The organism is Rubneribacter badeniensis, from assembly GCF_002899695.1.
Taxonomy (GTDB): domain Bacteria; phylum Actinomycetota; class Coriobacteriia; order Coriobacteriales; family Eggerthellaceae; genus Rubneribacter; species Rubneribacter badeniensis.
Window position 1 is genome coordinate 63,563 of sequence record NZ_PPEL01000001.1, and the last position, 15,233, is coordinate 78,795.

Consider the following 15,233-nt stretch of genomic DNA (forward strand, 5'->3'; position numbering starts at 1 on the left):
TCGCCTCTTCCCCTACTTTCCGCCGAGGGCCTTCACGACGTCCTCGGCCGACGCGCCCAGACCGTCGGAGAGGGCCGAGGGGACGGTGACCACGGTGCCCCCGGACTTCTTGATACTCTCGTACAGAAGGTGCATCGTGCGGATCTTCAAGGCGGCCTCGTTGCCGTCGTAGACGCCGCTTGCGCTCGCGATCATCTCGGAGATGTCCTCCTCGGCGCTGGCCAACACGAGGCGCGCGTTCTTTTCGCGCTCGGCCTGGGCTTCGAGCGACATGACCTCCTGCAGCTCGGCGGGGATGACGATGTCGCGCACCTTCACCGACAGGATGGCGATGCCCCATGGCTCCGTCTCGCGTTCGATGGACTCTTTGAGTTCCTTGTCCAGCTGCTCGCGCGACAGCGCCACCTCGGCCACGCTCATGCGCCCGATGGCGTCGCGCATGGCGGTCTGCGCAACGTAGAGGACGGCGGCGGGGTAGTCCTCCACCTCCATGCACGCCTTCTGCGCGTCCCACACCATCCAGAACAGCACCGCGTCGATGTCCACGGGCACAAGGTCGGAGGTGAGCGTCTTCTCGGCGCCGAACGACGTGGTCACGGTGCGCAGGTCCACATGGCACGCGGCCTGCTCCACGATGGGCACCATGAAGATGAGGCCCGGTCCCGCCACGCGGTTGAACGCGCCGAAACGGCAGATGACCACGCGCTCCCACTCCATGGCGATGTGGATGCACAGCGCGAGCGCCACGGCCAAAACGAGCGCCAGCGCAAGCACCCACGGCCCCATGATGCCGAACCCGAAATACGCCACGGCCACCACGGCCGCGAACACGGCGGCCGCGAGCGCGAGCGAGAACAAAACGACGCCGTTTCTCGTGGCCTTCATGGGCGCGAACGGAGCGGATGCGGGCTCCACAAGGGCCGTCTGGCCGGACGGGCGCTCTGCCGGGGCGGATTTCGTGCGGTGTGCGTTCATGGCTTCCTCCGATGCGGTCGATCGTGCGGACGGCGGCCGAAGGCCGCTCACGCGTCCCCTTTGAATCCCTCGAGTGCCTTCGCGAAGCGGCGCTCCACGTCGTCTGCGGTCATCCCCAGCTCAAGGCATTGGCGGATGGCTTCGACGAGCACGGCGTCGCCCGACGTCACGTCCTCTTCGGCGTCGCCCTCCTTGCTGACGAACGCCCCGCGTCCGCGCTTCGAGCTGATGTAGCCGTCGTGCTCGAGGCTCGTGTACACCTTGTTCACCGTGTGGTAGTTCACATTGAGGTCGGCGGCCAGCGCCCGCACCGTGGGCAGACGGTCGCCGTTTCGGTAGTGGCCTGAGTCGATGAGGTACATGAGGCGGTTGCGCAGCTGAACCCAGATGGGTATGCCGCTGCGTTCGTCCACCTCGATCAGGGCCACGTCCTCACCTTTCCTCGCACCTTCGGGATCCATCGCCGAGCCGACCGTCTCGCGCTACGTCCAGGGCACGTTGACGATGCAGTACCGCAGGAAGAAGCCGCCTGCCAGCACCAAGGGCACGGCGGCGGCAGCCAGCGCGACGCGACCGCATCCAGTGTAGGAGAAATCGAGGGCGAGCGGGAGCGCGAGCGCGCACGCGACGAACCCAATCCAGAAGAACCACATGCCCGGGCCGAACAGGAACGCTTCCACCGCCTCGGCCTGCCCCGATCCGAATGCAGCCGAGGCCAGATAGGCTGTCAGCACAAGCGCTTCGACTGCGATGACCGCGCTGTCGGCCCGCGCGAGCGCGCGCAGAAGACGCGGCGCGCGGCGCGCATCGGGCAGCGCCGCCGCCATCGCGCAGGCGACGCCCACGGAAAGCGACGAGCAGGTGAACAGCGCGGGCAAGAAGGGGCTTCCCCACAGGGGGACGAACCCGATCTGCGCGAGCAGCACGCCGGTGTAGGCGGTGGTGGCCAGGCCGAGCGCAAGGGCTGCCCACTCGAGCGTCCGCACGAGGGCGACGGGCGTCCGGGCGCTTCCGAACAGCGCGATGCCGCCGAGCGCCGCCGCGCAAACGATGGTGGCCGCCAGCACGTACGAGCCGAACGTCAGCACGGAGGCCGTGGGGAGCGCGAGCACGTACAGGAACCGCTCGGGACGCCCGAGCTCGAACAGCAGGCAGAGCGCGCCCAGGACAAGCGCGACGGTCGCTGCGAGGTAGCCGCGCGCGAAGAGGGGCCGCGAGAGCTCGTCGGTCCAGGCGAGGCGATCGCTCCGACCGAGCCTGGATCGGTGGGCGAACAGCAGGTCGCATGCGGCCAGCACCGCCGCCGCTCCCGCGCCGCCGCCTCCGAGGAACAGGTACCAGATGATCGAGTCGCCGAACACGGATCCTCCCTACGCCCGCCTCTGCGCTTTCGCGCGGCGATCTCGGTTTCGCTTCGCCGCGAGGCCCGCGGCTGCGGCCAGCGCCGCCGCGGCCGCTCCCGCGCCGGCCACGACCGCGGGGTTTCCCTTGCCGACGCGGCCGTCGGCGGTCTGCGATCGCGATGCGGGCGCGTAGTAGCGCTCGGTCACCACGCGCCCTATGTCGAGCCCGCGCCCGCCGTCGGCGTAGAGGACGCCCGTGCCGGGGACGGGCCGCGCGCCCGTTTCGGCGGCGAAGGCGCTCGCGGGGCTTTCGGGGTCGTCGAGGTCGCCGAAGGCGCGCGCCTCCACGGGGCATGCCCCCACGCAGGCCGGAAGCAGCCCGACCTGCACGCGCTCGATGCAGAAGGTGCACTTCTCGGCCACGCCCACGCGCCCCTCTCCTTCTATCTCGTAGGGAGCGGGCGACGGCGCACCGAAGTGCCACGCGTCTTCGCGGTTGAGGGTCCGCGCGCCGTAGGGGCAAGCCGTCAGGCACACGCCGCAGCCGATGCAGCGCGCCTCGTCGATGCCCACTGTGCCGTCGTCGCGCTTGTGGCTGGCGGCGGTGGGGCACACGCTGACACAAAGGGGCTCGTCGCAATGCAGACAGGCGTGGGGGAGGAAGGCGTGATCGGCATCGGGCCAGCGGCCCCATTCGAGCGCGTCGACCGCGCACCACGCCACGCCGGGCCTGAGCGCATGGTGCATCTGGCATGCCACCACGCAGGTTTGGCAGCCGGTGCAGCGCGCCATGTCGATGGCCATGCCGAACCTCGTCACGTCGCCTCCTTCGATTCCCTCGAAGGCATTCTACCAGGTGCCGGGCGAAGGCGCCATCGTCGGCGCTCCGCCGCGAGGCTCGTCAGCCGAGCAGCTGTTCCACGAGCGCGCGGTCCTCGTGCAGGTGCGCGACGAGGAGGAGCGCGACGCCGCGGTAGAAGTCCGTCCGGGCGGTTCGCTCCATGGTCTCGGCGAACACGGGCACCCAGTTCAGCAGATGCCGGTCGAGGAAGCTCGTCTGCTTCGACAGCAGGTCGTCTGCGGCCCCTTCGTCGTTCGCCGAGGCCGCCTCGACCGTGCGCGCGGCGAGCGTCTGCATGAACTCGAGCTCGAGCGCCACGTGGTCCTCTCCGAGCCGCCACGCGTCGGCGGCCCTCACGCCCTCGGCGCGAAAGAGGGAGCGCACCTCGTCGCGGGCCCCGTCCATTCGCAGGTGCTCTGTGGAGGTGTGCACCGACTCGTTGGGGTAGGGGGCCGCGCTCTCCGAACGCTTGCGCACGACGAACAGGCGCGCGAAGTCGACGGCCAGATCCGTGAGCGCGCGCTGCGCGTCGCCGTCCTCGTTCCCGATTCCGGCCAGGTAGCCCCCCATGAGGCGGTTGCCCTCGTCGAGATCCGCGCTGTACGCGGCGGTGGGGAGATCCGCAGTGTTGTCGCGTCTGCCCGGATCGTCCGCGTCGCTCGCGTCGTTCGGGCGAACGGCTTCGTCCGCGGCGAAGGGCAGCGCGCGCAGCTCGGCGAGCAGCTCCTCGTCCACCTCTCGGTTGAGCAGACGCGCGAGCAGCCCGTAAGCGGCCGTGCGGCCTTCGAGCGCGCTGCGCAGCATCTCGTCCATGTTCGCTCCTTCCTCCGTTGCCCTTCGTCGTCCTTCATCGATCCCGCTTCTCGCGGTTGCCCCCGAGGGCGTCTTCGACGCCGTGCGACCGGCGGGAACCCGTTCGGCGCTGGCTCTCGGCCGCGCAAGGGAGAACGGGCTCCCGCCGATCCGGCCTTTCCGCCCTTGTGCGGCGGGCCGTCCCGACCTCGCGCCGAGGGTGCGGCGCGAGGTCGGGGGAGGGGCCGAGCGCTAGATCTTCTCGATCTCGCAGAGGGCGTCCTTGAAAGTGGGGAAGCCCGATATGGGGTCGAACGTACGGTCGATGAGCAGACACGAGTTCGCCTGCTCCCAGCCGTGGAGTATCTCCACGTTGCCGGGGTGCAGCATGTTCGTGACCTCCACCTTGGCCTGGATCTCGCCCAGCTGGTTGAACATGCGCGCCCGGTCGCCGTCGGCAAGCCCGCGCGCTTCGGCGTCCTCGTGGCTCATGCGGATGAGCGGCTCGGGCATGAACTGGTTGAGCCAGGGCGTGTGGCGGTACTTGCTGTGCACGTACCACGGCACGCGGTTGCCCGTGGTGAGGATGAGCGGGTACTGCTCGAAGAGCTCGGGCGTGGACACGGGGCTCACCGAGGGCTCCTCGTAGACGGGCAGCCCTTCGAAGCCCAGCTGCTCGAGCATGCCCGATTTGAACTCGACTTTGCCCGACACCGTGCCGAATCCGGTTTGCTCGTACTGCCTCGGTTGCCACTCGCCCGACATCGGCAGTTCGTAGACGCCGGGCAGGGCGGCCTGGATGTCCTCGACCGTGGCGCCCGATCCGCCGGCGTCGAGGTAGGCTTGCATGCACGCATGCAGGTCGCCGTGGAAGCACTCCTCCTCGAAGCCGAGCGCGCAGCCCAGGTCGAGCAGAAACTGCCAGTCCTCCTTGGCTTCGCCGGCGGGCTTCATGGCGGCTTGGCTGCCGATGATGCCGTTCGGCTGCGCCTGGAAGGGGGCGACGCGCTCCCAGCACACGGCGGCGGGCAGCACCATATCCATGTAGTCGTGCGTCCAGGGGTTCAGGTGGATGTCGCAGGCCACGGCGAAGTCGAGCGTGGAGACGGCCTCCTGCAGAAGCGGGGTCTGGGCGAAGTTCATGAGGTTCGTCCCCAAGAACAGCCCCGCGTGGATGAGCCCGTCGTTGATGTACTCGAGCAGGCCGTTGTTCTGGTAGTACGTCGACATGGCCGACCACACGGGCCAGCGATCGACGCCGGCGCGGCCGGGTGCGAGCTCGGCGATCTTGTCGGCCAGCTGAAACGCCGAGTCGTCCGTTCCGGTGACGCCCGGGGCCACGGTGCGGCAACCCTCGTAGTCCCAGTAGCCCATGAGGGCCGGCAGCAGCGTGATGGCACGGGTGCTCTGCACGCCGTTGGTGTGGTGCGTGGTGGAGTGCGGGCTCACCCACATGGTGCCGGCGCCCGCCTCGGCCCACATGCGCGCCGCCTCGCGGATCTTGTCGGCGGGCACCCAGGTGATCTCCGCGGCCTTCTCGGGCGTGAACTCCTTCACGTACTCGGCGTACTCGGAGAAGCCCTCGGTCCAGTTCTCGACGAAGTCGTGGTTGTAGAGATCCTCCTCTATGATGACGTTCGCCATGGCCAGCGCCAGCGCGCCGTCCGTGCCGGGGCGCGGCTGCAGGTAGAGGTCGGCCAGCTGCACCGCGGTGGGGGTGAGGCGCGTGTCGATGACGATGTACTTGCATCCTGCGCGCTTGGCGTCGAGCATGCCCTTGTACGCGGTGGGCTGGGGATACATCGACCAGGCGATGTTGGAGCCCCACTGCAGGTGCACCTTCGTCTGGGCGGCGGGCATGGTCATGATGGTGTTGCCGTAGTTCAGGATGCTTGCCATGGCCAGGGCGAAGGCGCATTGCGCGCCGCCCCATGACACGTTCGGCGTGCCGAAGAGCGCGGCCACGCGGCAAAACACCGGCAGGTGCTCCTTCGGGTCGCCCGAATGGAACGTGACCGACGCCGCGCCGTAGGTCTCCTTGGCCTTGTTGAACTCCGAAGCGATCGTCTCAAGCGCCTCGTCCCAGCCGATGCGCTCCCATTTCGGATCCTCTCCGATGCCCTTTTTGGGATTCGTGCGCTTCACGGGGTACAGCAGGCGGTTCGGATCGTAGACGTTCTGCAAGCTCGTGAGGCCCTTGAGGCAGGGCTTGGGCTTGGAGTGCTGGTCGTTGCCCTCCACGCGCACGAGCTTGCCGTCCTTCACGGTGCCCTTGAGGCCGCAGAACACGGACTGGTTGCACATGGGGCAGGACGTGTAGACGTACGTCTCGCCGCCCGCCTCCTCGGCGAAGGCGTCCTCGGGGGCCGCCGCCTCAAGGCCGCCCGCGGCCAGCGCGGCCGTGCCGAGCGCCGCCGCTCCCATGAACGCGCGCCGCGAGAAGGTGATGTCGTTCAGGCTCTTCATGCTACTCGTCCTTTCCCTCGACGCGGTCGGCCGCCTTCTTCCCCCGGGCGTTGCCGGCCGCGAAGCCCGCGCCGGCCGCGACTGCGGCCACCGCCACGGCGCCGACGCCGATGACCGCCGCGTTCGGCGCCTGCTGCTCGCCGACGGGCCCTGCGGACTCCGCTTCGTCGGCGATGATGTTCGGCACGTTCGAGACGTTGGTCATAAGCGCCTCGCGCAGGTTGAGGTCGTGGCCTCCCTTCACATAATACAGCGACGTGCCGCGCAGGTTCTCGGCGTTGTTCTGCTCGATGTAGGCGCTGACGTCGCTTGCGGGATCCTCCACGTCGCCGAACACGCGCGCGGCCATCGGGCATGCCTCCACGCAGTGGGGCAGCGCGCCGTCGTCCACGCGGCTGGCGCAGAAGACGCACTTCTCGGCCACGTCCGCGTGCGGCGTGCCGTAGCTCTCGTAGGGAGCCGCCTCGGCGGCGTCGAAATTCCAGCCGTCCTTGAAGCTGATGGTGCGCGCCTCGTACGGGCACACCATGACGCACGCTCCGCAGGCCAGGCACGTGTCGTAGTCCACCGTGACGATGCCGTCGTCGCGCTGCACGCTGGCACCGGTGGGGCAGACGTTCACGCACGGGGCGTCATCGCAGTGCATGCAGGAATGGATGAGGTAGAAGCGGTCGACGTCGGGGTAGATGCCCTGCTCGACGCTGTCGACGGAGCTCCACTTCACTCCCGGCCTCTGGTTGTTGTGCATCTGGCACGTCACCACGCAGGTTTGGCACCCCGTGCAGCGCGTCAGATCGATCACCATGCCGTACTTGGCCATGGTTCCCCCTTTCTTTGAGAATGTCTCATCTCGTCCTCGCGTCCGCGCGTCTGCGCGGACGGCGCTCCCGCGCGGATGAGTCCGAGCGGGCCGGAGGCATGTCGGCGTGCGCGTTTCTCCTCCCTTCGGTTCCCCGTGCCGATCAGATCGCCTCCTTTGTTCTATCGTTATATTATTCTATATAAGTAGAATAATCAAGGGGGAAGGTTCGCATCTCCCGCATCGCTGCGGGCCGAAAGGTCTGCTATCATGGTCAGGTCATGTTTTCACCCGCTCCACCAACGTCGGCCGACCATGCTCGCGGCGGCGTTGCGTGAAAACGAGAGAAGGAAAGAGCAGCCCTATGGCCCAACACCTCACCGAGCGCGACGTCCGCGGCATCGCGGAGTACGCGCGCATCGGGCTGGACGAGGCCGAGGTGGCGCAGATGACCGCCGACCTCAACGCCATCATCGACAGCCTGAAGCCCATCACCGAGTACGACCTTGCGGGCGTCGAGCCCACGTTCCATCCCATCGGAGGCCTTTCAAACGTCATGCGCGAGGATGCGGAGGAGCCCGGCTTCGCGCAAGAGGTGGCGCTGGCGAACGCGCCCGCGGCGCAGGACGGGTGCTTCCTCGTCCCGTCCATCTTGGGCGAAGGGGGCGATCGCTGATGGCCGCCGCAGAACGCGCCTTCCCGGCGATGGGCGTCCGCGAGATCCGCGCCGGCCTCGCCGCGCGCGAGTTCAGCGCCCGCGAGATCGCCGAGGCGTCGCTTGCGCGCATCCGCGCCCTCGACGGCGCGACGCACGCCTACCTCGAGACGACCGAGCGCCTTGCGCTCGATCAGGCCGAGCGCATCGACGCGGCCGTGGCCGCGGGCGAGCTTTCCGCGTGCGGTCCGCTCGCCGGCGTGCCCGTGGCGTTCAAGGACAACATGAACCTCGCGGGCACGCACACCACGTGCTCGTCGGCCATGCTCGCCAACTACGTGTCGCCCTACACGGCCACGTGCGTCGCGCGCACCATCGAGGCCGGCGGCATCCCGCTCGGCAAGCTCAACATGGACGAGTTCGCGTTCGGCTCCTCCACGGAGACGAGCGCGTTCGGCCCGAGCAGAAACCCCTGGGACCTCGAGCGCGTGCCCGGCGGCTCGTCGGGCGGCAGCGCGGCGGCGGTGGCCGCGGGGCTGGCCACCGTCGCGCTCGGCTCCGACACGGGCGGCTCCATCCGCCAGCCCGGCAGCTTCTGCGGCACCGTGGCCGTGAAGCCCACGTACGGCGTGGTGAGCCGATACGGCGTGGTGGCCTTCGGCAGCTCGCTCGATCAGGTGGGGCCGTTCGCCCGCTCGGTGGAGGACGCGGCGCTGGCATGCAACGCCATCGCCGGGCGCGACGCGCTCGACTGCACGAGCCAGGACGTCCGGACCGACTTCACGGCGAACCTCGCCGAGGGCGTGCGCGGCATGCGCATCGGCGTCGTGCCCGCGTTCATGGAGGCCCAGGGCCTCACCTCCGAGGTGAAGGCCAAGGTGGAGGAGGCCGCGAATCATCTGAGCGCCCTCGGCGCAAAGCTTGTGGAGGTGGATCTGCCCAACGCGCAGGCGGCCATGAGCGCCTACTACGTGCTCGGCCCGTGCGAGGCGTTCTCCAACCTGGCCCGTTTCGACTCGGTGCGCTACGGCTATCGCGATCCCGGCCACAAGGACTTGGGCGGCCAGTACGAGGCGAGCCGCGCCGCGGGCTTCGGCCCCGAGGCGCGCCGCCGCATCATGCTGGGCAGCTACCTTCTGTCCGCGGGCGTGTACGACACCTACTACTACCCCGCGCAGCAGGTGCGCACGCTCATCACGCAGGATTACGCGCGCGCCTACGAGCAGGTGGACTGCATCCTCGCGCCCGTGTCGCCGCGCACGGCGTTCCGGTTCGGCGAGGTGAGCGATCCCACCGACATGTACCTGTCGGACATGTTCACCATCTCCATCAACATCGCGGGCAACGGCGGCATGAGCATGCCGGTCGGCCTCGGCGCCGACACGAATCTGCCCGTGGGCGTGCAGCTCATCTCCCCCCAGTTCAAGGACGAGAACATGCTGCGCGCGGCCGCTGCGCTTGAAACGGTGTACGGCCCGGCTCCCGTGGCCCCGGGCTTCGCGCCCGACGCCGTCGAGCCGCTCGGCAGACCTGCGTCGCTGCCCGATGCGGCCGACGCCGTCGCGGGGGTCGACCTGCCGGGGCTGGCCGGCGCGGACGGAAAGGCGGGTGAGTAGCATGCGCGTGCTCGAAGAGGTGCTGCGGGATTGGGAGGCCGTCATCGGCCTGGAGATCCACGCGGAGCTGACGACGCTCGAGACGAAGATGTTCTGCGGCTGCAAGCTGGAGTTCGGCGCGCCGCCGAACACGCACACCTGCCCCGTGTGCCTGGGGCTTCCGGGTGCCCTGCCCGTGCCGAACAAGGCGGCCATCGAGTCCATCGTGTTGGCGGGCCTCGCCACGAACTGCGACATCGAGCGCCGCAGCATGTTCTACCGCAAGAACTACATGTACCCCGACATGGCGAAGAACTTCCAGACCACGCAGGGGCCGGTGGCGTTCTGCATGCGCGGGCACCTCGACCTTGCGGTGGACGGCCCGGCGGCGCGCGAGCGCGTGGACGCGGCGGCGCTTTCGGAGGGCGAGGCGCTTGGCAACATCGTGCGCACGGCCGAGGGCTACACCGCGCACGTGGGCATCACGCGCATCCACATGGAGGAGGACGCGGGTAAGATGGTGCACGTGGGCGGCGGGGAAGGGCGCATCGCCGGAGCCACGCACTCGCTCGTGGACTACAACCGCGCCGGCACGCCGCTCATCGAGCTCGTCACCGAGCCCGATCTGCGCACGCCCGAGGAGGCGCGCCTGTTCATGCAGAAGCTGCGCCAGATCTACCTCGCCATCGGCATCTCCGACTGCTCGATGGAGGAGGGGAGCCTGCGCTGCGACGGAAACGTGAGCCTGCGCCGCCGCGGCGAGGCGGAGTTCGGCGTGAAGACCGAGCTCAAGAACATGAACAGCTTCAAGAACCTCCACGACGGGCTGGCCTACGAGATCTGCCGTCAGGCCGAGGTGCTGGAGGAGGGCGGGCGCGTCCTTCAGGAGACGCGGCATTGGGATCCTTCGGCCAAGCGCACCATCGTCATGCGCACGAAGGAGACGGCCGACGACTACCGCCTGTTCCCCGAGCCCGACCTCGCGCCGTACAACCTGTCGGAGGAGTTCGTCGAGCGCGTGCGCGCGAAGCTGCCCGAGCTGCCCGACGCGCGGGCGGCGCGCTTCGAGCGCGACTTCGGGCTCTCGCCCTACGACGCGCGCCACCTCGTGGAGAGCGCCGAGGTGGCGGCGTTTTTCGAGGCGTGCATGGACGAGGCGGCCGCCGAGGCGGGCGCGCTTGCGAAGCCGGTGGCGAACCTGCTCATCAACGACGTGACCGCGCATCTGAACGCCCATGCGGGCGAGGCGCTGGCCGACCTTCCGCTCACGCCCGCGCGCGCCGTGGAGCTGGTGCGCCTCGTGTCCGAGGACGCCATCTCGTCCAAGCAGGGCAAGGAGGTGTTCGCGGCCGTCCTCGCCGAGGACGAGGATCCCGCGGTCATCGTGGAGGCGCGCGGCATGCGGCAGGTGAGCGACGCCGGCGCCATCGAGGCCGTGGTGGACGCCGTGCTGGCCGCCAACCCCGACAAGGTGGCGCAGTACCAAGGCGGCAAAACGGGGCTCATCGGGTTTTTCGTGGGACAGTGCATGAAGGAGATGCGCGGCCAGGGCAACCCGAAGGTCATAAACGAGCTTCTGGCGAAGAGGCTCGGGTAGGAGCGTCCGTTGTGCCGCGCCCGCCGCGCGGCACAACGGACGATGAGAAAAAGGAGGCTTATGGAAGAGATGCTCATCGGACTGACCGGCCAAGTCAGTGATTTTCTGTACACCTACATATTGGTGATCCTGCTCGTGTTCACGGGCGTTTCGTTCACCATCCGCACGAAAGCGGTCCAGATCCGCTACATCAAGGACATGTTCACGCAGCTGACCGAGCGCAAGCACGTGAAGGGCGAGCGATCCATCTCGTCGTTCCAGGCGCTCATGGTGTCCACCGCCAGCCGCGTGGGCACCGGCAACATCGCCGGCATCGCCACGGCCGTGGCCACGGGCGGCCCAGGCGCGGTGTTCTGGATGTGGGCCATGGCCGTGGTGGGAGCGGCGTCGGCGTTCATCGAGTCCACGCTCGCACAGATCTGGAAGGTGCGCGGCAAGGACGGCGAGTTCCGCGGCGGTCCGGCGTACTACATCGAGCGCGCGCTCGGCAAGCGCTGGCTCGGCGTGCTGTTCGCCATCCTGCTCATCATCTGCTACGCCTACGGTTTCAACGGGCTGCAGGCGTTCAACATGGCGAGCGCGCTCGAGTACTACATCCCCGACTACGCCACGAACGGCGCGGCCGTGGCGCTCGGCATCGTGCTCATGGTCATGACCGCGTTCGTCATCTTCGGCGGCTCGAAGCGCATCAGCGTCATCGCCTCCATCATCGTGCCCGTCATGGCCATCGCCTACGTTGGCCTGGCCATCGCCATCACCGTCATGAACATCGGGCTTCTGCCCGAGGTGTTCTCCGTGATCTTCGCTTCGGCGTTCGACTTCCAGGCCATCTTCGGTGGGTTCGCCGGCTCGGTGATCATGCTGGGCATCAAGCGCGGCCTGTTCTCGAACGAGGCCGGCATGGGCTCGGCGCCGAACGCCGCGGCCACGGCCAGCGTGTCGCACCCGGTGAAGCAGGGCCTCGTGCAAAGCCTGTCAGTGTACATCGACACGCTTGTCATCTGCACGTGCTCGGCGTTCATGGTGCTCATCTTCTACGTGCAGTCCGGAAACACGTTCGGCGACCTCAACGGCATGCCGCTCGTGCAGATGGCTGTGAACGCGGGCGTGGGCGAGATGGGCATCCACTTCGTCACGTTCGCGATCTTCGCGTTCGCGTTCTCCAGCCTCATCGGCAACTACTTCTACGCCGAGGGCAACATCCGCTTCATCACGAAGAGCACGACGGTGCTCACGGTGTTTCGGCTCACGTGTCTGGCCGCCATCATGGTGGGGTGTCTGAACAACTTCACGCTCGCGTGGAACTTCGCGGACATCACCATGGGCTTCATGGCGATCGTGAACCTCGTGGCCATCCTGCTTCTGGGCAAATGGGCGCTCAAGGCGCTCGACGACTACACCGCCCAGCGCAAGCGGGGCGAGGATCCGGTGTTCGTGGCCGATCGCGTCGAGGGCATGCCGAAGACCGAGTGCTGGCATGTGGACAAGCTCAATGACTACGGCGAGCCGCCGGTGAAGGAGTACCTCGACGAAGCGTTCGATGCCGAGCGCGCCTGACGCAGCTCGAAGCGGCGAGAGGACGAGAGAGCAGTGCCGCATCGGCGGCGAGGGAAAGGAACCGGCATGGGCGAAGACGGCAGAAGGCCCGGCGATTGGCAGAGGCGCGAGGAGCGCGAGGCGGCAGACGATCTTGTGCGTTCGCCAGACGAGCGGAAGTGGTACGACCAGACGTTTTGGATCGTGTTCTTCCTCGTCGTGTTCTGCCCTGTAGGGCTTGTGCTCATGTGGCGCACCGGCTGGAACGTCGTGGTGAAGGCGGTCGTGACGCTGTTCGTTGTGGCGGCCGTGTGCTTCAACTTCGCTATGGTACAGTCGGTTCAGCAGATGCAGGGGTGATGCCGCGTCGCCGTTCGCCTGCGAGAGGCGCCCGTCTCCTTCGGGGGACGGGCGCTTTTTCGTGGATGCGCGCTGTTCGGGGGCGCGACGGCTGGGGATACCCGCGATGCGAACCTCGACGGCGAGACGAACCGTTCGCGAGGGCGGCGCACGACGGCTGGAGGCTGGTTCTTGCTCGCAGGCGTCGGCTCTGCGCGGCGGTGTTGCGATGTGCGATGCCCTTCGTCCGCGTATCGGGCGCATCACGGTAACGAATCTGATGTTTTTCGATGATATTTTACCATGACTGCTCCCGTATCGGATGTCACGGTAAAGATTCAAGAATGTTGGGAAAATATTTTACCGTTGGCAGCATATGAAGGGTGGATTTCGCTGATTTTCGCTTTACGGGGCGGTCTGTTCGAGGTGCTGCGGTCAAATATGGATGAAAATATCACAAATCATTACCGTTACGAAATGCCTATCGAATGTGGGGCGTTCGTGCGCTGGCTCGTGGGGTCGAGACGAGGGTTCTTGATCGGTTGCGGAAGGGGATCGTGCGAAGGAATGGGCTCAGGCGGGGGGATCGCCGCGCGCGGAGGCGCTTGTCGGCGTGCGGCTCCGTCGTTCAGGGTGGTGTCGGAAATCTCTACGCTAAACCAGGATTGACATGGGCTGGGTCGGCTCGCCGAACGGAGCCCCGCGGGCATCGCAGGAGGTCCCGCCCGCACAGGAGGGGGCCTTCCGAAGCGCTCGGTTAGAGAGAGGGGGGGTCGGCTCGAGAGTTGATGGACATAAGCTCATGTCAATTTTGGCTTGACGTAGAGTCGGAAATCGTTTGGCACCTCGTGGCGCGACGGTCGGTCGGCTGTGCGGTTTTTTCGTAACCGTGCGGTGACGCTGTCCTTTATGCGGTCGGTGCGCTATCATTCCGATCGAAACAACAACCCAACCGCTACGAATTCGACAAGGATGTTCCCATGACCCGATTCATCAACGGCCGCACGACGGTCCTGGCCGGGCACGGCTTCGACGATGCGACCGGCCCGTACCTGCTCGTCAACGACGTGGACGCCAGAGAGCAGCACCGCTTCGCCGTGCGCGGCCGCACGTTCTCGCTACGCCGTCTGCCGCGCCGCCGCTGCGTCGGCCGCTTCGATCTGGCCACCTACGAGAAGAGCTGCTGTCCGCTCAACGTGGAGCTTCTTCCCGATGCCAAGGAGACGATGTGTCCTGCGTGCATCGAGGCAACCGGCTTCAACCCGTCGTTTTACTACGCCGACTTCGTGTCGCCGCAGCAGCGCGCCTACAACCTTACGCCGCATTTCGCCTACCTCGCGTATTTCTCGCCTCAGCATGTGAAGGCCGGCATCTCCTCCGAGACGCGCGGCATCGAACGGCTGCTCGAGCAGGGTGCGCGGGCGGCGCGCATCGTGGGGCGCTTCTCGTGCGCCGACGAGGCGCGCGAGCTGGAGGCGGCGCTGTGCGCGCAGCCGGGCATCCTCGAGACGATGCGCGCGTCGCTCAAGACGCGCCTGCTCGTGGAGGAGCGCTACGACCCTGCCGAGGCCGTGCGCGTTTTGGACGAGCGGGCGGCGGGGCTTGCCGAGGTTCCCGCGGTGGCGCAGACGGGGTTCGCCCCCGAGCCGGCTCAGGATCTCTCGCCGCATTATTTCGGCGGGCCGTCGCCCGACTGCCACGACCTGCAGGTGCCCGAGGGCCACGACGGCGAGTGCGGCGGCCGCTGCATCGGCATGGTGGGCGGCGCGCTCGTGTTCGAGCAGGGCGGCGCGAACTACGTCGTGTCCGTGAAGGAGTGGGAGTCCCACGAGGTGGAGCTCCTTGTGGACGAAGTGGTCTGCGAGTACGACTTCGAGCCGCAGCAGTTCTCGCTGTTCTAGGGCGCCGGCGCCTTCGGAGGAGCCGGCCTCCTACGGTCGCCCGCGAGTCTGCGGCTGCGGAATGCGGCGGTTGCGAAGGGCGTCGTCGTCGCGCTCGAGGCCCAATCCGCACGAACGGAACGAGGCGTGGCCGAGATCCGATCCGCACGATCGGCTGCGAACGCCGTCTCCTTTGGCAAGAGGCGACCGCAAGCCGCGCGTCCAATGCGCGCCTCGGTTTCCGAACGACATCGTCGGGAGGCCGAGGCGCGGCCCTTTTTCGATGTCCCCGACGCTTCTGTGTCGTAAAATCATGCAGATCGGAAAATCTCGTCACTTTATCACTCTACTGTGATAAAGTGACGGCAACGAACATGCCGCCTGCAATGCGGCAGGCGATGACGGACGAAGGGAG

The 15,233-nt window shown here is 67.5% G+C and carries 13 protein-coding genes; 6 read left to right on the forward strand and 7 right to left on the reverse strand.

Going from position 1 to position 15,233, the window contains the following annotated elements:
* Positions 1-12 precede the first annotated feature (12 nt).
* The 7 genes from C2L80_RS00250 to C2L80_RS00280 all read right to left on the reverse strand — a co-directional run bounded on the left by C2L80_RS00250 (position 13) and on the right by C2L80_RS00280 (position 7,237).
* Positions 13-975, reverse strand: a complete 963-nt coding sequence (locus tag C2L80_RS00250; protein ID WP_224759132.1) for a slipin family protein — start codon at positions 973-975, stop codon at positions 13-15.
* A 47-nt stretch (positions 976-1,022) separates the two neighbouring features.
* Positions 1,023-1,403: a GntR family transcriptional regulator gene (locus tag C2L80_RS00255; RefSeq protein WP_171899985.1), complete on the reverse strand. Its 381-nt coding sequence runs from the start codon at positions 1,401-1,403 to the stop codon at positions 1,023-1,025.
* Positions 1,404-1,457: 54 nt separating this feature from the next.
* Entirely contained in the window at positions 1,458-2,336 is an 879-nt protein-coding gene (nrfD, locus tag C2L80_RS00260; RefSeq protein WP_087195397.1) for an NrfD/PsrC family molybdoenzyme membrane anchor subunit, read from the reverse strand.
* 9 nt (positions 2,337-2,345) lie between these two features.
* The gene (locus tag C2L80_RS00265) at positions 2,346-3,137 is read right to left on the reverse strand and encodes a 4Fe-4S dicluster domain-containing protein (protein ID WP_087195396.1); all 792 of its coding nucleotides are present in this window, start codon (positions 3,135-3,137) and stop codon (positions 2,346-2,348) included.
* A gap of 82 nt (positions 3,138-3,219) precedes the next feature.
* Positions 3,220-3,972, reverse strand: coding sequence for a TorD/DmsD family molecular chaperone (locus tag C2L80_RS00270; protein WP_087195395.1), 753 nt, complete (start codon positions 3,970-3,972; stop codon positions 3,220-3,222).
* 231 nt (positions 3,973-4,203) lie between these two features.
* Positions 4,204-6,417, reverse strand: a complete 2,214-nt coding sequence (locus C2L80_RS00275; RefSeq protein ID WP_087195394.1) for a molybdopterin-containing oxidoreductase family protein — start codon at positions 6,415-6,417, stop codon at positions 4,204-4,206.
* 1 nt (position 6,418) lies between these two features.
* Positions 6,419-7,237 carry a 4Fe-4S dicluster domain-containing protein gene (locus tag C2L80_RS00280; protein ID WP_103262371.1) on the reverse strand — a complete coding sequence of 273 codons (819 nt, stop codon included), beginning with the start codon at positions 7,235-7,237 and terminating at the stop codon, positions 6,419-6,421.
* Between the two features lie 343 nt (positions 7,238-7,580).
* On the opposite strand from C2L80_RS00280, the gene gatC reads away from it, so the two are divergent.
* From gatC to C2L80_RS00310, 6 genes are all read left to right on the forward strand, one after another.
* Positions 7,581-7,892, forward strand: coding sequence for an Asp-tRNA(Asn)/Glu-tRNA(Gln) amidotransferase subunit GatC (gene gatC, locus C2L80_RS00285; protein ID WP_092198568.1), 312 nt, complete (start codon positions 7,581-7,583; stop codon positions 7,890-7,892).
* Positions 7,892-9,487, forward strand: a complete 1,596-nt coding sequence (gene gatA / locus C2L80_RS00290) for an Asp-tRNA(Asn)/Glu-tRNA(Gln) amidotransferase subunit GatA (protein ID WP_092198565.1) — start codon at positions 7,892-7,894, stop codon at positions 9,485-9,487. The genes gatC and gatA overlap by 1 nt, the downstream gene beginning before the upstream one ends.
* Position 9,488: 1 nt before the next feature.
* Complete coding sequence (gene gatB / locus C2L80_RS00295) at positions 9,489-11,063, forward strand: Asp-tRNA(Asn)/Glu-tRNA(Gln) amidotransferase subunit GatB (protein WP_092198563.1); 1,575 nt, start codon at positions 9,489-9,491, stop codon at positions 11,061-11,063.
* Positions 11,064-11,123: 60 nt separating this feature from the next.
* Positions 11,124-12,620 carry an alanine/glycine:cation symporter family protein gene (locus tag C2L80_RS00300; RefSeq protein WP_092198560.1) on the forward strand — a complete coding sequence of 499 codons (1,497 nt, stop codon included), beginning with the start codon at positions 11,124-11,126 and terminating at the stop codon, positions 12,618-12,620.
* Between the two features lie 66 nt (positions 12,621-12,686).
* Positions 12,687-12,959, forward strand: a complete 273-nt coding sequence (locus tag C2L80_RS00305) for a holotricin-3 (protein WP_087195388.1) — start codon at positions 12,687-12,689, stop codon at positions 12,957-12,959.
* 959 nt (positions 12,960-13,918) lie between these two features.
* Positions 13,919-14,839 (forward strand): DUF2797 domain-containing protein, encoded by a 921-nt coding sequence (locus C2L80_RS00310; RefSeq protein WP_087195387.1) that lies wholly within the window; start codon positions 13,919-13,921, stop codon positions 14,837-14,839.
* Positions 14,840-15,233: the final 394 nt, after the last annotated feature.

What these genes read in the sequence shown, in the direction of transcription:
- C2L80_RS00250 (WP_224759132.1), bottom strand. Translation starts at nt 975, where the DNA reads ATGAACGCACACCGCACGAAATCCGCCCCGGCAGAGCGCCCGTCCGGC.
- C2L80_RS00270 (WP_087195395.1), bottom strand. Translation starts at nt 3,972, where the DNA reads ATGGACGAGATGCTGCGCAGCGCGCTCGAAGGCCGCACGGCCGCTTAC.
- C2L80_RS00275 (WP_087195394.1), bottom strand. Translation starts at nt 6,417, where the DNA reads ATGAAGAGCCTGAACGACATCACCTTCTCGCGGCGCGCGTTCATGGGA.
- C2L80_RS00280 (WP_103262371.1), bottom strand. Translation starts at nt 7,237, where the DNA reads ATGGCCAAGTACGGCATGGTGATCGATCTGACGCGCTGCACGGGGTGC.
- gatC (WP_092198568.1), top strand. Translation starts at nt 7,581, where the DNA reads ATGGCCCAACACCTCACCGAGCGCGACGTCCGCGGCATCGCGGAGTAC.
- gatA (WP_092198565.1), top strand. Translation starts at nt 7,892, where the DNA reads ATGGCCGCCGCAGAACGCGCCTTCCCGGCGATGGGCGTCCGCGAGATC.
- gatB (WP_092198563.1), top strand. Translation starts at nt 9,489, where the DNA reads ATGCGCGTGCTCGAAGAGGTGCTGCGGGATTGGGAGGCCGTCATCGGC.
- C2L80_RS00300 (WP_092198560.1), top strand. Translation starts at nt 11,124, where the DNA reads ATGGAAGAGATGCTCATCGGACTGACCGGCCAAGTCAGTGATTTTCTG.
- C2L80_RS00305 (WP_087195388.1), top strand. Translation starts at nt 12,687, where the DNA reads ATGGGCGAAGACGGCAGAAGGCCCGGCGATTGGCAGAGGCGCGAGGAG.
- C2L80_RS00310 (WP_087195387.1), top strand. Translation starts at nt 13,919, where the DNA reads ATGACCCGATTCATCAACGGCCGCACGACGGTCCTGGCCGGGCACGGC.